The sequence below is a fragment of the Candidatus Cloacimonadota bacterium genome, from assembly GCA_021734245.1.
Classification (GTDB): Bacteria; Cloacimonadota; Cloacimonadia; order Cloacimonadales; family TCS61; genus B137-G9.
The window spans coordinates 1-21,652 of record JAIPJH010000003.1 but is presented as its reverse complement, the minus strand read 5'-3'; the positions used below and the strand labels follow the sequence as shown (position 1 = coordinate 21,652).

Sequence of the window (21,652 nt, the reverse complement as noted above, 5' to 3'; positions counted from 1 at the left end):
TAAATTTATGTAGCACAAAAAAAAGGGAGGAAAAATGAAAAAGGCTATTGTATTATTAGCTCTTGTCGTATTAATGGGTACGCTGTTTGCGGACCTGATGAAAGAAGTTCCACGTAATGAGGAAACCTTTCATGGAGTAAAAGCACCTAAGGTGTATGAAAACAATTCACGTCCAGTTCCAGATTGGGAATTTTATCGTGATCCAGTGGGAATTCTGACAAACTATTATGACTATCAACCAGGTAGTTATAACAGTATTCCAATCAGAATTCAGCCAGAAGCTGTTGGCGGTGGAATCTATATTACATTCCATGCACGCGAAACAGCTGCATCTACTCGTAGAGAGTATTATGCTTATATCGATGCTAACGGCAACCTGACAAACGTTGCCACCATCGGTACTGACGACATTCACGAAGGTTATTCTGGTGTGGATATCGATCCTGAAACAGGTGATCCTATTGTTGCCTGGCACGTAAACGTGGAAACAGGATCAGCTGACCTTGAAGTTGTATGTACTTATGACATGTATCATCTTGGCTCTCCAGGACTTTGGAAAACTCCATTTGTAATTATTGACGATACAATGGGACCAAATGCTCCTGCTGATGAATTCATCTGGCCATATACTCATATCGGACCTTCTCCTGTAGCTGGAAAAAGAAGAGTTTATGTGCAAGCAAATAACTCTGATGACAGCCCCACAGGAAGTCCATCTGAAAACCAGTTGGTTGCTTATGCCGATTTTGATGTAAACGACTTCAATATGCAATCAGAATTGGATTGGTCATACTTTACAATTCCACAAATGGATGACTGGCACATGGGTAATCCTGAATGGATGCGACCCAATGGTGGTATGGTAGTTTCCGATGATGGTAAAGTAGCTTTTATGGGCTATGTTATTACAGATGGTGAAACTTCTACAACACCAGACAGAATGTATGTATTCTATAATGACAACTATGGTGAAGGTGACTTCACATTCTACGAAGGACAAGCAGAATTTGACGTAGATAATCCTCAAAATCAAGACGGAACTTATGTGTTTGTAGATCCTGATACAGGTCAGCCACATGAGATCTATTTCGAACCATATCTGTGTAACCACCAAAACATCGTATTTGCTGAAAATAACAACAAATTGATGTTCCTTGGAAATATGAATATGATGCTTCATCCATCTTCCTGGTATCCAGATCTTCCACTTATGTATCCCAAGATGTATACATTCGATCTGACAACTGAAGAATTCAGTTTCCAAGATATTTACCTTGAAGGTGCAGATCCTAATGATAATAATCCAATGGTACCATGGGATTTGGACGAAGATGGTGTAGTTGATCAATTTGATCCAGATGGTTATGCTATGTGGGTTGACGGCTGGCCAATTTATCACTTTGATAATGGTGTAGCTTTCCATGAAAATACATATCATATGGCAACAAATCAAGATCAGGGCTGGCTGGCTGCTGTTTGGTCAGAAGGTCTGAAATCACGTCTTGGTAACGTTCCAGAACCAGGATACGAAGACTGGGCAGAATATCCAGAAGTTGCAATTTCTGTTTCTGGTAATGACGGACAAACCTGGGAAGAAACAATTATCTTCAACGCAAAATCTGATGATACAAATTATGCACCAGAACTTGATGGAATGATCCCATGTTATATTTATGCAGGTGATGAAATTGAAGATCTTGGTGATGGTTACGGAATGGTTCACTTATTCTTCTTAGATGACAATAGTTATGGTTCATCTATTCAAGGACATGGAGAAAATCTTGGTGGTACAATGACTTATGCTGCACTGAAGATTTTCTTTGGTGATAACAGCGGTAGCAATAACAACACAGTTGTTCCACAGATAGCCAATGTTTCTCAAAACTATCCAAATCCTTTCAACCCAGTTACTAATATCGATTATAGCCTGAGCCAAGCTGGTGATGTTACAATCGAAGTATTTAACGTGAAAGGACAAAAAGTTACTACTCTTGTAGATGAATACAAAGAAGCTGGTCATCATGAAGTTGTTTGGAATGGTAAAGATGCCAACAACAGAAACGTTTCCAGTGGTGTTTATTTCTACAAAATGAAAGCTGGTGGACGTTACACAAGCACACGTAAAATGATCCTTCTGAAATAATTCAGCTGGTGAAATAATTAAAGGGGCATTTTCGAATGCCCCTTTTTTGCTTTATAAAACAAATTCTACAAAAAATATTTCTTTGGATATTCTACATCAAACAAATACAAACCTTCTGCTGGTGCAGTGGTTATCAGTTTATTCTCAGTAGTTTTGGCTTCTATCAATTCTATAATGATTTCAGGATCAACATCAGTTCTTGAAACATTGATTATAGTACCGATCAAGCGCCTTACCATATTATGTAAAAATCGATTTGCAGAAATTATGAAAACATAATCTTCATCGGTTTCAATTAGATTAAAATCCTGTATTTCACAAATAGTTGATTTAATTTCAGGATTGAATTTGCTGAAAGAAGTAAAATCATGTTCCCCAATAAAATATGACAAACATTTTTGGATCTTATTAAAATCCAAAGATATTCCTGGAAAATAGCTTTTGTAGAATCTATTGAAAGGAGTTCTCTCTTTTGCAATAAAATATTTGTAGCTTCTTTTTTGGGCCTTAAATCTGGCATGAAATTCATCTGTGACCTTCCAGATAGAAATAATCTTTATATCAAAATCCAGTTTGGTTTGAAGAGCTAATCTTATCTGATCTGTGGTCATTTTATTTTGCAAGTCAAAATGAAAGTATTGTCCAAATGCATGAACTCCCGAGTCAGTTCTACCAGCTGCAACTACAGGAATATTATTCTTAGCAATTTGTGAAAATGCCTGTTCTATTTCTGCCTGCACAGTTCTACCTGTCTTTTGAATCTGCCAGCCAACGAAATTGGTGCCATCATAACTTACTTTTGCTAAATAACGCATGAAATATCCTTATAATATGAAAATACAATTAAAAACATCATTAAGATTAGAGTAAGGTTTGAGATAAGATCAAATTTTCTGGCTTCATCATCTATACTCTTCTCAGCTTTTTCTTCTACTTTCTGTATGGAGTTTAAACTCTTCTCAAAAATACCAATAATTCCAGATATAGATAGTTTCCTGCCTGCTGCTTGTTTGAATTGCTCAACCATTTCCGGAATAAAAAAAATGACGGCTACCAAAAAATATCTGACATCGGAAGTGAATCTAAATCTATTTAGAAAAACCGTGTCTGCCACAAACGAGTAAATAGTGGATGTATTTACCAGAAAAACTGATAATAACAGGATCAGAGAGAGCCTTCCCAATAGATAGAGTTGCTGCAGAAAAGGTGTAGTGAATATTAAACTGAAGACAAGTATGGAAATATACAATGGCAGCAGTTTTATAATTGTGAAGATCCAATTTTTTATTATTAATGGTTGTAGAATTAAAAAAAAAAACAGATTGAAAACGGTTAGAATTATAAAGAAATTAATGTTCGAAAATGAGATGATGAGTGTTTGAATGATTACATAAAGAAGTTTGACCAATGCATGTTGCCGAAACAGGATCGGGCTTTTCATTATCAAATATTATTTAATTTTCTGCTGGGTCTGCTGTTTCTTCGGCAGTTTCGGTATCTTCGTTTTCTTGATCTTCATTATTCTTTTTGCCGGTTGAACTGTCAGTGGAATTCTGTTTTATTTTATTTCCAGTAGAATCGGAAACAGCTTCTTCATTATCTATTTTTGGATTTTCTTTGTTTTTATTTTCAGATTTTATTTCCACTTCTTTGTCCCCAGATTTTTCGTCTGCATTCTCAGTTTCAGGAACTTCATCTTTAAGTTTGGTTTCTTCGCTTTCGTTTTTGTTTTGCTGTTCATTTGTTTGTTCTTCTTTCTGTGGTTGCAGAATTTCTTGCTGTTCTTCTTTTGCAGGATTTTGAATTTCCTGTTCTTCTTCATTTGTTTGTTCTTCTTGCTTATCTGGTTCTTGTTTGTTCAGTTCTTTTTTATTATCATCTGTTTTATCTTTCAGCTTTTCAGGTTCGGATGTCTTTTCTTTTTGTTCCTTCTGCTTTGCTTCTTCTCGTTTTAGTTTCTCGGTTTCTTCTTTCTCGGATTGTTCAGATTTTTGATCTAATTCTTCTTCAGTTTTGGTTTCTTCTTCTTTTTGCTGATTTTCTTTTTGTTCCAGGGCAACTACTTTTGGTAAACGGCTCAGTGTTTGGAATTCTTTATTTACATAGAATTTATTGATTGTAGGTTTGTAAACATTTTCAGCATCATGTTCCAATACAAAATTGTAAAAATCTTTGGCTTTTGTAGTATCTTGAAATACAAAATGATTCAAATAGCCTAAACTATATTTTGCCTTAAGATTGTATGTGTGCAAGGAATCGGCAGCAATTTTTTCTAATTTGAGTTCAGCAATTTCCGGTTGAATAGAAAGTGGTTCAATCGCATCTGCATATTCTGCAAGGTCTTCTTTTTCTTTTTTTGTAATAATTTCCACATCTTTATCGTGGATCATCAGATTTGCAGCATAAGTATATTTATTTTCAGGATGTTCATCCTGCATCTTTTGATAAACCTCATTGATTTTCAATGAATCATTATAAACATTTTTGTAGAGCCAGATCTTTATGAATTGTGCGAATGGAATAAATTCTGAATCATATTTTTTAATATCTTCTTTGGCTCTTTCGATATAGAGTTCTGTTGAATTTACATTTGCTTCCTGCTGCATCAGAAGAGCTTGGATACTCTGCTTTTCGGTACTTGTAGAATCTGTAGAAACAGAATTCAGTAAAGAATCGGATAATGCAATTTCTTCATTCAAAAGAGAATCTTTCTGAGCTATTTCTTTCTGTGATTCTTCTTTTGAGATCTCTTCAGTTTTAGTTTTGTCGAGTGCTATTTCTTCTTGCTGGGAAAGAGAATCGATTTGGGCCAATTCAACGATCATCAAGGTGTCAGTCGAAGCTTGATCTACCAAAATAGAATCATTTTCCGAAGCTGCTATATTTTTGAGAGAATCGTAAACTGCTTTTTCCTGCAATAGTTTGGTTTCCATCGAATCGAGTCTTGCGATAAGATCATTTTTCTGAGAAATTATGTAATCATATACATAAAGTGCAGAATCCGGCATATCCAGAACTTCGATATAGAATTCTGCTAATTTAAACTGTTGCAGAACCAGATCTTCTACAGCAATATTTGAATCAGGATTATTGAATTGAATTATCTGACTGGCAACAGCACTTTTGGTAACAGCCTGTTCCACATATTCCGATTGATTATATTCTTTCTTAACTTCATTATAATTTTCGATAGCTTTTTCGTAGTTGTGAAGATTATTGAAATAAAGTTCTCCCAGAAAGAATAATGCTTCAGCGGAAAGTTCAGTTCTTTTATTATCTGCTACGATTGTTTCAAACAAAGCAATTGCATCATCATTTCTTTCTACTCCACTCAAACTGCGAGCTTTCTGAAGCTGGATCTTGGAAATATGATTTTCTCGATATTCATCTTTGAGAAGTTTATTGGAAATTTTCAATCCTGTTTCTGCTTCGTCCAGAAGAACATGATTCCTGGCAATATAATATCTTGCATCAAGCTTCATTGTTCTGGGAACATTGGATTTTAGCAAAGAGTTAAATACTTCGTTGGAAGCGGCATAATTTCCCGCTTCATATTGAGCTTTGCCTTTCAGAAAAAAAGCATCTTCATATTCATCAGAATCTGGGAAGTTCTCGATTAATCTGTTCAAATAAAAATCTGCATTTACATAATCTTCATTTTCCAGATGAAAGTCAGCCAGGATCTTCAAAGCTTTGGGATAGTGATTTTTCATTTCAGGATCCTGCAGAAATTCTTTCAAGAGTTCATATGCTTCTTCCTGACGGCGGAATTGATAATTACATTTGGCAATGTAAAGTCTAGCATCAGGAATGAATTCACTATTGGGATAGAACTCGATCAAATCTTCAAAATGTTTGATAGCTTGAGTATAATTTCTTCCAATATAATAAAAACAGCGCGCCATCAAAAACAGCGCATCATCTGCATATTTGCTGTCTTTATAATCAGTAAGAACAATACCACATTTTTTGATGGTTTTGTTGTAGTTTTGAATTGCGCTGGCGGTTGGTTTTCCATTGTCTCTCAATTCTGTTTCCTGTGCCTGCTTGAAATATTGCTCGGCATTGAAAAAGGTGTTGTAATACACGCATCCCGATGCCAGCATCAGAATAATGAAAACCATCCAGCCAATTCTTTTCATTAAATCTCCTAATCCAAATCTACAAATTTGGACACTACATCGATTAGAATTGCGGAGTCAATGATTCTTTTCATATTATTTATATCAACGTTAAGTAAACGATCTTTCTTCAGAGTTTTCACAGTTTTTCGAATTTCACCTCGCACTGCTTCCAGTGGAGGGGAAGAAATTAGTGGCCGGGAATCCAGAGCTTGAATAGCTATCATCAATTCGATTCCCAGAATAAAGGAAACGTTTTCGATGATAGTTCTTGCTTTCATAGCTCCAATTGTGCCCATACTCACATGATCTTCCTGGTTGGCTGATGTTGGCACAGAATCTACAGAAGATGGATGAGCGTGTATTTTATTCTCGGATACTAACGATGCTGTAGTAACCTGAGCTATCATAAATCCGGAGTCAAGTCCGGGTCGTGATGCCAGGAAGGGATTTAATCCTCTGTTCAAGGCTGGATTTAAAATGTGTTCCAGTCTGCGATCGGCAATATTGCCCAATTCTGAAACAACTATTCCCAAGGTATCCAGAGCAAAAGCTACCGGCTCACCATGAAAATTTCCACCGGAGATAACTTTATCTTCATCCGGGAATATCAGCGGATTATCTGTTGCGGAATTTATTTCTACTTCGATCACACTTTGAACATAATCCAAGGCATCTCGTACAGCTCCATTTACCTGCGGAGTGCAGCGAATACTGTAGGCATCCTGAACATTTTCGCAATTTTCGTGGGAACAATTCAGTTCACTTTCTGCCAGAAGTTTTCGCAAGTTTTCGGCAGAAGTTAATTGACCTTTGTGCGGTCTCTGCTTATGAACCAGTGCATCGAAAGCAGAAGCAGTTCCCAACATTGCATCGATGCTGGCTGCTGCAATGATATCAGCCTGTTTTACCAGGTTTCGCGCACGAATCAAGTTCAGTGCCCCAACTGCTGTCATCACCTGGGTTCCATTATTCAGAGCCAGACCTTCTTTCGCTTTCAGTTTTACTGGTGCAATTCCGGCTTTTTTCATCGCCAGCTTTCCGCTGATGATCCTGCCATTGAATTCTGCTTTTCCTTTTCCCAGCAAAACCAGAGCAAGATGAGAAAGCGGAGCTAGATCTCCGCTGGCTCCTACAGAACCTTTTTCGGGAATGCAGGGATGGATTCTGGCATTCAGCATATCGATGAGAGTTTGCAAAGTGGAAAGACGAATTCCGGAATGACCACGCGCCAGAACATTTATACGAAGCAGCATCACAGCTCGTGTTTCCGGAATTGAAAGATAATTTCCCACACCTGTAGAATGACTGATTATCAGGTTTTCCTGCAGTTCTTCGATTTGATCGGCTGGAATGCGAACAGTGCTGAATTTACCGAAACCGGTGGTAAGACCGTAAACTACCCGATTTTCTTTGATGATCTTTTCCACATAATTGCGGCATTTGATCACCTTTTCCTGCGATATTTCATCCAATTCGATAGTTTCGAAATTATAGGCGACATTCCAGATGTCGGCCAAAGTTAGATCTTTTCCTGTAATTTTAACAGGCATTAATTCACCTCAAAAAAAATTAGTATATTTTCAGTTCTCCGATCGCTTCTTCCACAGCATGCAGAATGTCTCGATTTTTAACTGTTTGCATCATGTTGTTATGATCATCAAAAAGAGGACGATCTTCATCCAGATGATCTACTACTTTCCTGACTGCTGCATGAGCTGCTCGAGTACCTTTTCCTGGAGTGTAATCTCTAAAATCCAGGGCTTGAGCTGCAGCGATAAATTCAATTCCCAAAATGCCGTAAGCATTATCCAGAATTTGACGAGTTTTGAGAGCGGTATTCATTCCCATACTTACGAAATCTTCCTGATCGGCTGCGGCGGGAATGGATTGCATACTGGCTGGTGTTGATAAAATTCGCTGTTCCACGATCATCATATCAGCTGTATATTGGCTGAGCATATGGCCGGAATACATTCCTGCACCTTTGGTAAGAAAGGCGGGAAGACCAACACTGAGAGCAGGATTTAGAAGACGATTCAATCTACGTTCAGAAATCACGCAAACCATCGTGATAACAGAGCCCAGCATATCTACTGGAACAGCAACAGGAGAACCCTGAAAGTTTGCTCCGGTAAGCACTACTCCATCTTCCGGCAGGAATACAGGATTGTCGCCAACGCCGTTCAATTCAATTTCGATCTGGCTTCTGGTCCAGCGCAGTTGATCGCGAGCAGCACCCAGAACTTGTGGTGTAGAACGCATACTGTAAGCATCCTGCACTCGAACTTTCATGCCTTTCAAAAGATCGGAATCTTCGATAACTTTTTTTATATTTCCGGCAGAGGTAACTGCTCCCTGAAATCCACGCAGTTGATGCAAACGTTCATCATAAGGTTTCAGATTTGCCATCAAAGCTTCCAGAGTCATAGCAGCGGCAATTTCCGCCTGCTTAAAAAATCTTTCTGTTTCGTAAACTATCAGAGCAGAAATGGCTGTAAGCAGGTTGCTGCCGTTGATGGTAGCAAGTCCGTCACGCGCTTTCAAACCGGGAACTTCGATTCCGGCTTTGTCCATTGCATCTTTGCTGGGCATTCTTTCGCCTTTGTAAAAGGCTTCACCTTCACCCATCATCAGAAGAGCGATCTGACTCATGGGAGAAAGGTCTCCACAAGCTCCCACACTGCCTTTTTCGCAAACCACAGGAGTTACATTCTTATTCAAAAGTTCAATCAATGTCTGCGTAATTATCGGACGACAACCGGAATTTCCATTGGCATGAACATTTATCCTGCCCAGCATAGCAGCACGCACATGTTCGATAGGACAGGGTTTTCCGATTCCGGCAGAATGATTATAAATAAGATATTTTTGAAATTGTTTGATCTGTTCATCATTCAAGATAACTTCCGAAAATTCACCGATTCCAGTATTTACTCCATACATGATCTCGCCTTCTTCGATCTTTTTCTCGATGAAGGTTCGGCATACTTCGATCCGTTCCAGAGCATCAGGATGAAGCTCTACTTTTTCTCCTCGAACCGCTACATTGTAAACATCTTCAATTTTTAAATCTTTTCCTGTAATAACAACAGCCATTTTTTCCTCCGATTTTTTTATAATTTTTTTTCTTAAAATTTGTAAGTTGCCAGAAAGGTGGGATTGAATTGTTCATCAAAATCCATGCTCAATTCCACATTATTTATCTTATTGGCGATCATGAGAGAATTGATAGCACTGAACAGATGATTGGCGATTATACCACCGGTAATTCCTTTAATATATCCATCGTATTGCGTCATTCTTTTGCGCAGGATGGCATAATCGTGTTTGCGTTCCGTATCATCCCAATTCCAGTAATATTCATCAGAATAGGTATTTTCATCGATGTAGGCGGTTTGAGCGGCTGGATCATCCGGGAACATTGCCATTGCCTGTTCCACGATTTTCGCATTGTATCCACCTGCCTCATAGCCGGAACTCATATATTTTTTTACATCATAAAGATAATCTTCGGTCAGCTCAATATCGGTGTTGATGTGCGCATATTTGTATGCATAATTTTTGGAAGCTTTCTCTTTCAGATCGATCTCGTTATCAAAATAGAAGGTTGCTGCCCACAAAATAAGTTCAGTTCCCATAAAAAAATAACCCGAACTTTTCTTCATGCTCAATTCTCCCCAGCCGGGAATCAGAGCAGATTTTAAAGCTTTTGATCTTGGCTTGACTTCACAGAAAATATTTATCGCCAGGATCATCAGCAGGAATATAATTATCAGCTTTTTCAAAATAACATCCTTTGTTTTAAAACTTGATTTCGTATTTCAATTTTAAACCCATATTTGCCAGGTCCGGGTAAACTTGCAGGCTGCCGATATTCTTCTGCTCTTTATTGAATCTTCTGGTTAGGATCGCAGAATCAACTACACTTATAAAACGATTTACAATTGCAGCCGCAAAAGCGAATTTCATGTAAATTTCCATGTTTTGTTTATCACGGCGAAGATCTCGGAATTTGTACCAGTTACGATTATTTTCCCAGTCCCACGCACTTTCTTCCGGAACCAGATATTGCTCCAGATATTCTTCGTAAGCCACCGGATCATTCTGATAAATGAGATAATAATTTCTGGCATCACGAATAATATCGGCATTGTAAGTTTCACTATCAGGATAATCCTGCAGAAGTTGATAATACCAGTCTGGACTGTCTTTGGGAGTTTCCGTAATACTGGAAGCAAAATCTTTGTAGGAATTCAGTGCCCACTGGCGTTCCGATTTCAAACGGAAATAAGCAAACCAGGTTGCGGCTTCTACTGCCAGAAAAGTGGCAGCTCGGTTATAATTTTTGGAATACATTTCTCCCATTCCCGGCAAAATAGCCGAAAACAGCATTGCTTTTCGTATGGATTTGGTTTCTGCTGCTATGTGTGAAATCATGATCAGGAGCAGAACAAATAAGATTATTTTTTTCATCTTCAAAACCTTAAAATTTTGCTGAAATAAAAATTGCCGGAGATACCTGGTTGTTCACTAAAACCGGTGAAACTTTGATATTCCAATTTTTAGCAAGTGCAGCATTTTTCTTTCTTGCCAGCCGATTGGCATCTAAAGCGCTGGCAATATGATTTGCCAGGATTCCATAACTAAAATATCTGCCCATGTCGTAAAAATCTTCAGCTTCATTTCTCATTTCGATATAGTCATTAATAAATCTGCTGTAGAGCCCGTTATCTATATGAAAAACAGCTTCATCTCCTACATAAAAATCAGAATCAGGGTAGTTGGGTTCGCTCACTCCGATAGCAATATCGTTTTCATCCCAGATCCAGAGTGGTTCAGCAAAATTGATGCCATCAGTAGTTGCATAAACTTCATACCAATCTATCCAGCCGAAGAAATATTTGCTGTATTTTCCGATATCTTCATAAAAATGTTGCGTGTTATCATTTGTTATGTCGATAAGATTTCCGTCTTCATCCACTTCGATTCCATCTAAACGGAAATGATTGGCATAGGTTATCGGATTTGCCTCAGGATTATTTTGCAGTGCATATTGTACGTTGTATTGATATTGCCTGTTATAATGTTCATCTGCATAATCTTCATATTCTTCTTCTTTATCGAGTCCTTTATTATAATAAACCAGGTATCCAGTCCAAAGTCCTATTTCCAAAATCGGAAAAAGGTAAGTCGTGAAGCTGGATTTATCGGCATAATACTGTCCTGCTCCGGGGAAAAGTGATGAGAGCAGCATTGCTTTTTTGGCAGAAACCTGTCTGGTTTTCAGTTCCGGGTTTCCATCGGCAAATATTACGGCAGTAAAACTGAATATCAACATGATCAAAATGATTCTTGTTTTCATTTTCATCTCCCTAATTTTCTACTGCAAATGGTATTTTTTTAATTTGACCATCAACTTGAATTATAGCAAAATAAACACCGGAAGCGAGATTGCTGGTTTTGATGCGGATGTCTGTATTTTGAGTAACATTAGCTTCTGTTTCTTTTTGTCGTATTTTGTTTCCGGCTGCATCAAATATTTTAATTTTGATTTTGCTGTCGGCATCCATTACATGAAATCTGATCTCGCCTTTTTTGGCTGGATTTGGAAAGGCATAAGCACTGAATTTCAGTTCCATTGGAGGAATTGGTGCTTCCCAATTTCCATTAAAAATGGAATAACCATTATTTCTGAAACCATTCCAGATAATTGGATTGTTATCTATGTTTTGTAGATAACTGGAATAAAGTTCGTGATCTTTATTTGCATAGATATAGAAGAGTTTTTCATCCACACTATCCCAATAGAATTGATCCTGAACATCGTTTTTGCTCCAGAAAAATGAATATTTAAGTTCCATCTTTGCCTCAGAATTCACAGCTACAAAGCCACCTGCATCTTCTTCCAGGATTATCATCGTATCTTCTGGAAAATCGATCATACGTGGATAACTATAAGGAGTTATTGTTCTATTTTCCAAATAAGCGGGAAAACCTTCTAACAAGGTTCCGTCCGGCATGATGGCAAAAACTCTGTTTCCTGCTCCAAAAGTAAGACAAATATTGCCTTCAAATCCAATATGACCCAAAGCCAATTGAGAAGGTTTTTTATTCGTGTAGGCAGAAAGTCGGAAGATCAGTTCCTTCTCGCCATTTTTTATTTTATAAATATTACCGTTTTCTGTTTGAACAAAGGTAGCATTATTTTCTGGAATGTTATCATCCGCTAAACTAACAGGAGTGTAAACTGGGTCATAATCTGGAATTGAAACATTATAACGCGGAACACCGCTCGTAGAAATATCCGGCAAAAAACTGATCATTCCATCATAAGCTGCTATCAAATGAGTCCCGTTGAAAGCAATTTTAGCATTTGGAGTATCATAAGTCGATTCCTGATCATCATCATAATACAGGTGAATTCCATCAGCGGCAGGAATTACAAGCGTCTCATAATACCAAGCGTTAATCAGTAGCGGAGCATCACTCAATTGATCCGAAAAAGTAGTTTCTTCAATTCCATCAGAAGTTACAGAATTTATTACATTATTCTCTACAAAGATGAATTCATCATCACCATTTTCATCAGTATCGATCGGTAAAACATCAAAATCAGAAGTTCCTGTAAAAGGCAGAGAAATCCCGTAATTATCTGCCCAGTTCTGCTGCATCAAAGAGTAAAATGAAATCTCCTGATCCGCTAAAATAGGAAAGGTGGGAAATCCCATGGAATTTCCTGCTTTTCCAATGACCTGGATAGAATCGAATTCAGCTATTTTTTCTGTTACATCAAAAGATTTAATTCCAAACTTGAAACTCATCAATCTGGTAACATCAAGTTCCAGCGAATAACTGCTGATATCTGTGATCGAAAAAATTGATGGATCACCGGTGTTTGTGATAAGTGCAGGTTCAGAAGTTGATGATAATTCGTTACTGAAGATCGTTCCAATGAATTCCAACTGACCATTGTTGTTAACTATTGTTTCATTGTCCCAACCAAGGAACCAGCCATCCGAATCGAGGATCGGCATGTATTTGTAAAAAGGTTCGTATTCTGTTCCCTGCCAATACATGGAAAAGGGATTTCCAATATCATCAATATTATCAGCTTCTACTATTTTTACTGCTCTGCGTTCATGCAGAACGTTCACAGTATTGTTTTCATAATTATCATTTTCCTGCAATATCGAATTATCGATATGCCAAACCAGAAGACCTCCACCGTAAGAAAGATAATCTTCATCGATAAATCCCGGCAGCAGATAATCGTATTCATAATTTGGTCCGGTATTGCTGTTGCGAAAGCTGGGACAAAGCACAATTCTGTTGTCATCGGTCGTAATGATAGTCGCTCCACCGTCGCCATCAGGATCGAGCTGTCTATTTTCGATAATGAGATATTCATCATCGTTGAGTGGTACTTTTACAAAATATGCTGTTGAATCTGTAATTGCTGAAGGATCGAAAATAAGGCTGGAAGGTAAAACATTGATTGATTTGGCAAGATCAAAATCGGAAATATCCTTCAGAATTCCGCGTGCTCTGAAATCATCTTCAAAAGCCTGCAAACGAGACCAGGGACTGGGAAGTGCAGGAAAAACACCTTCTAAAAAGAAAGTACTGTCTGCTGCCCAGGGATAACCAATCGATGCTGCGCCGCCGCTATCCATAATTCCATAATAACCGACTTGAGGAGTGTTGTTCATGGTATTATAAAGATCGACAAATCCGATTGAATGACCAAATTCGTGGACCAGGACAGAATTGATAACTCCGTAATTGAAAAAGTAATGATCATTACCCTCGGTCTGTTCTTCCACATCCTGAATGATTGTTTCGGGAACATTACAAGCGTGGTCGATAACTGTGCCATCACTGGTCGTGTATTCTTTTCCTGTTCCTATTTGGATAAAGAAGGAGGGAATATCCGCTGGAGTATCTCCATTTATATCATGTTGATAGTCGGAGCCGGCATGAATTACTAAAAAGTGCTCGTATTGGCTGAAATCGATATCTTCGTCCTGATCTGCTTCTGCAAAAATATCTGTAAAGTATTCTTCGAACCTGGAAATCATCAAATCGAAATCTGCGCCTGGAGGATTGTAATAACGCATTTCGTTTGGCAGTGTGTATGCACTGAAATTTCCCGGATCGGATTGTGGATAAACATCATAATCCACATCGAAAGAACCATAGCTAACCGCCAGATAATAGTAACGCAAAGCTTCCATCATCTGGCTAAAATATTCATGATCGTGGGGTGGACTTCCGATGTCTATTGGATAATCAGCAGGATCTTGAACGAACTTTCCATTTCCGGTAGATTGCGTGTCTGTATCTTCCTGAAAATCGATAAGCAGAACCAGAAGTTTATTGAAGTTTCTGGAATTCCTTTCAATCTTTCGAGGTTTATTGAAATATTTTTCTACAGGATGTGAACGCAGTTCTACCTTTTTATTCAGCTTAGTTTTCGGCAGAAACGTTTTTCTGGCAAAAGATAGATTTGGAAATAAAATCCCAAATACTATCAAAATTGATAGTAGTAGCTTTTTCATATGAGATCTATGTTTAGAATTCTACTTTAACGGAAAGAGTCTGGTTATAATCCTGTAGTTCACCACCAGGTTGGAAAGCGTAATCGATGCCGATAAGATAAGATTTATTCAGTAGATAATGAACTCCAAATCCAAACGCTAAACCTTCAACCGATCCGGCACGGTCCAGGTAATATCCGCCACGTAGAGAAAGCAGATCGAGATATTCATATTCTGCACCAAAACACCAGATTATCTCTTTCATCTCGATCGAATTAACGAAATTATTCAATGAAGCAAAATCATCGATCGTTTCTCCACTGTCGTTGGTTCGGTTGTTAAAGTCATCAGTCCAGGCTGTGAAAAGTCTCTGGTATACCGGATCATCATTTGCCAGCATTTTGTTCATATCAGCATTAATTCGAAGTTTATTATATTTGCTTTCGATTACTCTATAAGAAAAACCCATGCGCCAGTTCATTGGCAGCGGATCTGCCTGAGATTCATTGATATAAGTAATGTTCGGTCCTACATTCTGCAGGTTCAAACCAAAATCCAGTTTATCTACAGGAATGCTGTAATCGCTGTAACTTGCAGGTTTAAAACCAACCAGAGATCCAATTCCATTGTAGGCAGCAATCGCACCATTATAAGGAGAAACGAGGACCTGGCCAAAATCGACACCGATATGCTTTACTCCAAAATCAAAGGCATAAGAAATTCCCTGTCCGTTTTCATCCTGCTCGGTAGAACCTGTTCCTTTGGGAGCCAGATCACTGAAGATGAATTTGAATGTGATCCCGATTCCTGTTTTAGGACTGGTTTGATATCCATAAGATATCGCACCGCTGATATCATAACTTCTAAATGTACCGTCAGAGTTACCATTCAAATCGGTTCTTTCCTGTTCACCGTATGACATATAAGTCGCATTTACTCCAAGATTTCCAATATCTTCATAGTAGTTGTTCCAGGCTGCATGGAAATAGTAAATATCCGGGAAAACTTCTCCCAGCCAGTTGGAGTACATGGAAGCGAATTGATTTTTTCTATTAAAGGCCATTGCACCAGGATTCCAATATCCGGCAAAACCATCGTCTGCTTGTGCAACATAAGCCTGTCCCATTCCAGCCGATCTTGAGCCCGGTTCGATCAATAAATATATAACCGCAGCTTCAGAAATCGCACCTACCGTTACCGGTATCAGAATCAGTGAGACAAGGGCGAATAAAATTATTTTAGTTTTCATTTAAATCCTCCAGAAATACAATTTAATACTTACAGAAATTTTGCAATCAGAATGTTGCCCTAGCAAAGATTTATAAGACCCTCCAAATATTTCTTCATAAATGGTGCCGAAGGCCGGACTCGAACCGGCACGAGCAAATGCTCGGAGGATTTTGAGTCCACTGCGTCTACCAATTTCACCACTTCGGCACTCGGCACGTATCAAAAAAATGGTAGTATCTGGTGTCAAGAATTTTTACACACATTTTCACAGCACCATTCACACCTATCAAAATCATGTTATTGCAACATTTGTACCATTAAATCAAAAAATGATTGAAATATGCATTTCGAAATCTAAATTAGAATGAATTGCTTCTACTTTATAGAACAAAAAAGAGAGCGTACATTCATAACTATAGAGTAAAAAAAAGAGCAGACATCAGCCTGCTCTTTTTTATTTTTTTAGTTCTTTTACTAATACATTCCCGGCATTCCACCACCGCCTGCTGGCATTGGAGGCATGGAAGGAGTTTCTTCCGGAATATCTGTAACGATGCATTCTGTTGTAAGGAAAAGTCCTGAAATACTTATTGCATTTTGCAGAGCACTCTTTACAACCTTGGCAGGATCGATTACACCATTTTGGAAAAGGTCTTCGAATTTACCATCTGCAGCATTAAATCCAAAATGTACATCTTTAGATTCTTTGATCTTTTCTACCACGATGGCACCTTCTTCTCCTGCATTGGAAGCGATCCAGAAAGCTGGTTTTGTAAGAGCCTTTTTCAAGATTTCTGCGCCCACTTTTTCTTCGTGAGATTCCAGTTTCATACCATCGATGGCACGGGCAGCATACATCAAAGTAGTTCCGCCACCGGTAACGATTCCAGCTTCTACAGCAGCTCTGGTAGCGTGAAGTGCATCATCTACGCGAGCTTTCTTTTCTTTCATTTCGGTTTCTGTGGCTGCACCGATCTTGATAACAGCTACACCACTGGAAAGCTTAGCCAGTCTTTCCTGAAGTTTTTCTTTATCATAATCGGAAGTAGTTTCTTCTATTTGAGCTTTGATCTGCTTAACTCTTGCTTCCAGATCTTCATCGGAACCAGCACCTTCGCGAATAATTGTGTTTTCTTTTTCTACGATCACTTTCTTAGCAGTTCCCAGATCATTCAAAGTAGAAGATTCAAGTTTGCGTCCCAGGTCTTCAGAAATAACGGTTCCACCTGTCAGGATTGCAATATCTTCCATCATGGCTTTTCTTCTGTCGCCAAAGCCGGGAGCTTTAACTGCAGCGATATTCAAAGTTCCGCGCAATTTATTTACAACAAGTGTAGCCAGGGCTTCACCTTCGATGTCTTCAGAAATTATCATTAGAGATTTTCCAGTTTGAGCTACTTCTTGAAGTATCGGAAGCAAGTCTTTCATCACGCTGATCTTTTTATCGAAAAGCAGGATGTAAGGATCTTCAAATTCTGCAATCATTTTGTCGGCATCTGTAACAAAGTAAGGAGAAAGATAACCGCGATCGAACTGCATTCCTTCAACTTTTTCCAGGTAAGTTTCGATAGATTTAGCTTCTTCCACATTGATGATTCCTTCGTTGCCTACAGACTCCATTGCATCTGCGATCAATTTACCGATTTCTTTGTCGTTATTGGCAGAAATAGCTGCGATTTGAGCGATCTCTTTGCTGTCTTTGATCTCTTTACTGAGTTCATCGATCTTTTCGATTACAACTTTGACTGCTTTGTCCAATCCGCGCTTAAGATACATCGGGTTTACGCCGGCGGTAACATGCTTCAATCCTTCTTCAATAATTGCCTGAGTAAGGATCGTTGCGGTTGTTGTTCCATCACCTGCGATGTCGTGTGTTTTTTCTGCTACTTCTTTCACCAGCTGGGCACCCATGTTTTCAAATGGATCCTCCAATTCAATATCTTTGGCTACCGTTACACCGTCTTTTGTAATTGTGGGAGATCCAAATTTTTTGTCTAATACTACATTTCTTCCTCTGGGTCCCAATGTTACTTTTACTGCATCGGCGAGTTTATCCACGCCTTCTTTTAAAATCGTTCTAGAGTCATGACTGAATTTAATTTGTTTTGCCATAAAACTTATGCCTCCTATTCGTTTATTTTTTTATCTATTTTTTAAGCACTTGAGTGATTGACTTTTTAGTTTTTAGCAATCACTCATCACGAGTGCTAAAGAAAGTTTAATCATTTTTTTGTCAAATAAAAATATTTTTTTAGAAATTTTGTTTGCTTTCTAAGCTATTAACTCAAAATTGTATGAGATTTGATAATCATTATTGAATTTTTAGAAATTGGAGGATGTGTGAAAAACAAGAATTTACCAAAAATATCTTCAAATTTGTTAAAAGAGATTTCAACTCCAAACAGTTTTTTGAGAAGAAAATATTATTCAAAAGTAGATAGATAGTTGAAATTACTAATGAAATAAGACAAGAAATGAAAAAATATTTTCAGGAACTGTTGCAGAAATATAAGATGCATCGGGTTCTGAAAGATGAATTACAAAAGGTGGGAATAAAATGAAATATTCTGATAGTTTGATCGAAGAAATAATAGTAGCACTGAATAATGCTAATTATGAAGTAAGATATTATTTTAACAAAGAAACCCGAGAAGTTGATTATTCTGTGGAATACATTATTGAAGAGCAGGATAACGAAGAAGGGCGAATTGATTTTAGTGATTGGATAGAGATCGAAGGCATTAAATCTTATGAAAAATATAATCTTATGCAAGATTTTACTGCAAGGCAAAATGATAGATTGCGAGAAATTCTGGATGTCGCACTAAATGGAAAAGGTACATTCAGAAGATTCAAAGATGTGCTGTATCGATATCCTGAGGAAGAGAAAAATTGGTATGAATTCGAACATAACTGGCTCAAACAAAGGGCAATCGAATTTCTGGATAAGGTTTATAGTTAGATATACAACATCCCACTATTATTTATTTTGATCTCATTAATTTGAATACCACAAAATATATACTTCCAGAGAAGTTCAATAAAATTTTTGAAATAAATTCATTGCCGTTTTTTAATCATATTTTTAAATTTCCCAAAAGAGTATTCTAGGAGGAATTGATGAAAAAAATAGTTTTTTGTTTTGTATTAATTTTTGTATCGACGATATTGTTTTCAACTCCCACTTATGTGCCAAATCACCGACATCAGAACATGACAATTTACACAGAAACGACGCGAGCAGATTCGGCACATGGTTTTGATATCACCAATTATGATATCACGATAGAGATCGATGATGCGAATGATTATATCTGGGGCAGTGTAATAGCAACTGTAACCGCAGAAGAAACGATCACAGAAATTTCTTATGAGCTGACGGATATGACTGTAAATGCGGTTCTATTGGATGGGAATGCAGCAAGTTATGATTACAGCAACGATCTGATAACAATTCAACTGGGAACGATGAATGCCGGAGATACATTTACCACGCAGGTAGATTATGAAGGTTATCCCACCTGGAATGGTTTGGGAATGTATTTTGGAAATTCCAATATTTTCACGATTTCCGATCCAAATGCCTCGCGTTTCTGGTGGCCCTGCTACGATCATCCCTGGGATAAAGCTGTCACCGATCTGCACATTACCTGCCGCGACGACTGGCTGGTGGCCAGCAACGGAATTCGCACCTCGATCGTGGATAACGGCAACGGAACTAAAACTCATCACTGGGATTGCGATTATCCGATGGCAACTTATCTGGTTTCACTGGTTTGCCAGTCTTATCTGGAATTGCTTGATACTTTTGGAACAATTCCGATCCAGAATTTTGTGCCTTCCAACCTGATAGGAAGTGCTACGGAAGATTTTTCCAACCTGCCGTTTATGATGCAGGTTTACAGCGATAAATACGGTCCTTATCCTTTTGAAAAATATGGAAATGCGGTTACCAATTTTGCCACCTACAGCGCTATGGAGCATCAAACAATGACAACTCTGGGCAGCACAAATATCACAGGAAATCACGGACATGAAATGACGATTTGTCACGAATTGGCACATCAGTGGTATGGAGATTGTCTTACCCATCTTACCTGGAAAGACGTGTGGCTTTCCGAAGGTTTCGCAACTTATTCGGAAGCGGTTTACATGGAACAATGGCAGGGATTTGATGAAATGGTGAACTACATTGAGATCAGTATTCAGAATTATTATAAAAACTGGGCGGGCACTACCCCCTACACGATTTACGATCCGGCAACTCCCAATCAGTATTTCACGCCGGTTACTTATGAAAAAGCAGCTTCGGTACTGCACATGCTCCGCTTGAAAGTGGGAGATGATCTTTTCTGGCAGATCATGCAGACTTTTTTCAATGATTTTATGCATTCCAATGTGATAACAGAAGATTTCCAGCAAGTTTGTGAAAACGTTACAGGCGAAGATTTTGACCAATTTTTCGATCAGTGGATCTACGGCAGCGGAATGCCTTCCTGTGAATATACTTATTTTTTCAATCCTTATCTGGCAGTTCCCAGAATAATGACTTATGTGCAGACTTATTCCAACAGCGATACCGATTTTTACATCGATATTCCAGTTCACATTTACGGTGCTGCAGGACAGGATTCTGTTCTGGTTCAGGCTGCTCCAGATGTACCTCTGGAAACGATCGCCATTACGAATGTTCCGGTTTATGATAATGTGGAATTTGATCCCAATAACTGGGTGCTTTCCACTTCCAGCACTTTGCGTGGAGTAAGTATTAACAATGCCTATTCGGCAGATGGAGAAGTTATTGTTTTCTGGGAAGAATTCTGGCCGGAAGTTGGAATAGACGGCTACAATCTTTATCGTGCAGAAAACCCAGATGATCCGTTCATCCAGATCAATCAGGATTTGATAACAGAAACCAGTTACGTGGATGATGATGTGGTAAATGGAACAACATATTATTACAAGCTCAAGGCAACAAAGGACAATGGTTTTGAAACTCCATTTTCCCAGGTTTATGAAGCAACTCCTATCAATTTTCCAATGAATCAGGGAGTTCTGGTTATCGATGAAACAAAAGACGGAAACGGTACAGTGGGAAATCCTGATGACGCTGAAGTTGATGATTTCTATGAAGCTGTAATGCCTTCTTCATACACCAGTTGGGATTATGAAGATGACGGCTCTCCAGATCTGGAAACTCTGGCAGATTACTCAACCATCATCTGGCACGATGACGATCTGGCACAGCATTTCATTGAGAATAACATCAATAAACTGGGCTGCTATCTGGCAGCTGGTGGAAACCTTATAATTTCCGGCTGGAAAACTGCAGATGAAATTCCTGATTTCTTTAAAACCGATTTCTTGAATATCGATGATACCTATTTAGTTTCATTGTGGGAATTTACAAGTGCCAGTTCCGACGATTATCCTGAACTTCTGATCGATTCTGATAAATTGAATCCTGCCTTCAGCGGAACACTTCCTTATGTAGCTATTTTCCCAGATGCGGCAAATGGAATTTATAATTTTGAAGCCAGCGGCGGCAGCCAATATATCGGAGAAGCATGTGCTATCAAAAATGAGCCGATCGGAACTTTTGTGCTGCTGGGCTTTCC

Annotated in this window: 14 protein-coding genes and 1 tRNA gene; 3 read left to right on the top strand and 12 right to left on the bottom strand. The window is 38.4% G+C overall.

Annotated elements, in window-relative coordinates:
• Positions 1-34 precede the first annotated feature (34 nt).
• Positions 35-2,143 (top strand): T9SS type A sorting domain-containing protein, encoded by a 2,109-nt coding sequence (locus K9N40_01000; protein ID MCF7813037.1) that lies wholly within the window; start codon positions 35-37, stop codon positions 2,141-2,143.
• Between the two features lie 65 nt (positions 2,144-2,208).
• Here K9N40_01000 and truA read toward each other — a convergent pair whose 3' ends face one another.
• From truA to groL, 12 genes are all read right to left on the bottom strand, one after another.
• Positions 2,209-2,958, bottom strand: coding sequence for a tRNA pseudouridine(38-40) synthase TruA (truA, locus tag K9N40_00995; protein MCF7813036.1), 750 nt, complete (start codon positions 2,956-2,958; stop codon positions 2,209-2,211).
• Positions 2,946-3,584 (bottom strand): hypothetical protein, encoded by a 639-nt coding sequence (locus K9N40_00990; protein ID MCF7813035.1) that lies wholly within the window; start codon positions 3,582-3,584, stop codon positions 2,946-2,948. The genes truA and K9N40_00990 overlap by 13 nt, the downstream gene beginning before the upstream one ends.
• Positions 3,585-3,597: 13 nt before the next feature.
• The gene (locus K9N40_00985; GenBank protein MCF7813034.1) at positions 3,598-6,285 is read right to left on the bottom strand and encodes a tetratricopeptide repeat protein; all 2,688 of its coding nucleotides are present in this window, start codon (positions 6,283-6,285) and stop codon (positions 3,598-3,600) included.
• 8 nt (positions 6,286-6,293) lie between these two features.
• On the bottom strand, positions 6,294-7,817 hold the full coding sequence (gene hutH / locus K9N40_00980) for a histidine ammonia-lyase (GenBank protein MCF7813033.1): 1,524 nt from the start codon (positions 7,815-7,817) through the stop codon (positions 6,294-6,296).
• 19 nt (positions 7,818-7,836) lie between these two features.
• Positions 7,837-9,363 carry an aromatic amino acid ammonia-lyase gene (locus tag K9N40_00975; GenBank protein ID MCF7813032.1) on the bottom strand — a complete coding sequence of 509 codons (1,527 nt, stop codon included), beginning with the start codon at positions 9,361-9,363 and terminating at the stop codon, positions 7,837-7,839.
• Between the two features lie 32 nt (positions 9,364-9,395).
• A complete protein-coding gene (locus K9N40_00970; protein MCF7813031.1) occupies positions 9,396-10,052 on the bottom strand; it encodes a hypothetical protein in 657 nt (218 codons plus the stop codon).
• Positions 10,053-10,068: 16 nt separating this feature from the next.
• Positions 10,069-10,740, bottom strand: coding sequence for a hypothetical protein (locus K9N40_00965; protein ID MCF7813030.1), 672 nt, complete (start codon positions 10,738-10,740; stop codon positions 10,069-10,071).
• A gap of 10 nt (positions 10,741-10,750) precedes the next feature.
• The gene (locus K9N40_00960) at positions 10,751-11,629 is read right to left on the bottom strand and encodes a hypothetical protein (GenBank protein ID MCF7813029.1); all 879 of its coding nucleotides are present in this window, start codon (positions 11,627-11,629) and stop codon (positions 10,751-10,753) included.
• Positions 11,630-11,639: 10 nt separating this feature from the next.
• Complete coding sequence (locus K9N40_00955) at positions 11,640-14,825, bottom strand: T9SS type A sorting domain-containing protein (protein MCF7813028.1); 3,186 nt, start codon at positions 14,823-14,825, stop codon at positions 11,640-11,642.
• Positions 14,826-14,838: 13 nt separating this feature from the next.
• Positions 14,839-16,053, bottom strand: a complete 1,215-nt coding sequence (locus tag K9N40_00950; protein ID MCF7813027.1) for a PorV/PorQ family protein — start codon at positions 16,051-16,053, stop codon at positions 14,839-14,841.
• A 101-nt stretch (positions 16,054-16,154) separates the two neighbouring features.
• A tRNA-Leu gene (locus K9N40_00945) sits at positions 16,155-16,241 on the bottom strand.
• Positions 16,242-16,508: 267 nt separating this feature from the next.
• Positions 16,509-18,146 carry a chaperonin GroEL gene (gene groL / locus K9N40_00940; protein MCF7813026.1) on the bottom strand — a complete coding sequence of 546 codons (1,638 nt, stop codon included), beginning with the start codon at positions 18,144-18,146 and terminating at the stop codon, positions 16,509-16,511.
• 445 nt (positions 18,147-18,591) lie between these two features.
• On the opposite strand from groL, the gene K9N40_00935 reads away from it, so the two are divergent.
• Positions 18,592-18,996 (top strand): UPF0158 family protein, encoded by a 405-nt coding sequence (locus tag K9N40_00935; GenBank protein ID MCF7813025.1) that lies wholly within the window; start codon positions 18,592-18,594, stop codon positions 18,994-18,996.
• Between the two features lie 158 nt (positions 18,997-19,154).
• Positions 19,155-21,652: hypothetical protein (locus K9N40_00930; protein ID MCF7813024.1), on the top strand; the 2,498-nt coding region annotated here is incomplete at its 3' end.

What these genes read in the sequence shown, in the direction of transcription:
- K9N40_01000 (MCF7813037.1), top strand. Translation starts at nt 35, where the DNA reads ATGAAAAAGGCTATTGTATTATTAGCTCTTGTCGTATTAATGGGTACG.
- truA (MCF7813036.1), bottom strand. Translation starts at nt 2,958, where the DNA reads ATGCGTTATTTAGCAAAAGTAAGTTATGATGGCACCAATTTCGTTGGC.
- K9N40_00990 (MCF7813035.1), bottom strand. Translation starts at nt 3,584, where the DNA reads ATGAAAAGCCCGATCCTGTTTCGGCAACATGCATTGGTCAAACTTCTT.
- K9N40_00985 (MCF7813034.1), bottom strand. Translation starts at nt 6,285, where the DNA reads ATGAAAAGAATTGGCTGGATGGTTTTCATTATTCTGATGCTGGCATCG.
- hutH (MCF7813033.1), bottom strand. Translation starts at nt 7,817, where the DNA reads ATGCCTGTTAAAATTACAGGAAAAGATCTAACTTTGGCCGACATCTGG.
- K9N40_00975 (MCF7813032.1), bottom strand. Translation starts at nt 9,363, where the DNA reads ATGGCTGTTGTTATTACAGGAAAAGATTTAAAAATTGAAGATGTTTAC.
- K9N40_00965 (MCF7813030.1), bottom strand. Translation starts at nt 10,740, where the DNA reads ATGAAAAAAATAATCTTATTTGTTCTGCTCCTGATCATGATTTCACAC.
- K9N40_00960 (MCF7813029.1), bottom strand. Translation starts at nt 11,629, where the DNA reads ATGAAAACAAGAATCATTTTGATCATGTTGATATTCAGTTTTACTGCC.
- K9N40_00955 (MCF7813028.1), bottom strand. Translation starts at nt 14,825, where the DNA reads ATGAAAAAGCTACTACTATCAATTTTGATAGTATTTGGGATTTTATTT.
- K9N40_00950 (MCF7813027.1), bottom strand. Translation starts at nt 16,053, where the DNA reads ATGAAAACTAAAATAATTTTATTCGCCCTTGTCTCACTGATTCTGATA.
- groL (MCF7813026.1), bottom strand. Translation starts at nt 18,146, where the DNA reads ATGGCAAAACAAATTAAATTCAGTCATGACTCTAGAACGATTTTAAAA.
- K9N40_00935 (MCF7813025.1), top strand. Translation starts at nt 18,592, where the DNA reads ATGAAATATTCTGATAGTTTGATCGAAGAAATAATAGTAGCACTGAAT.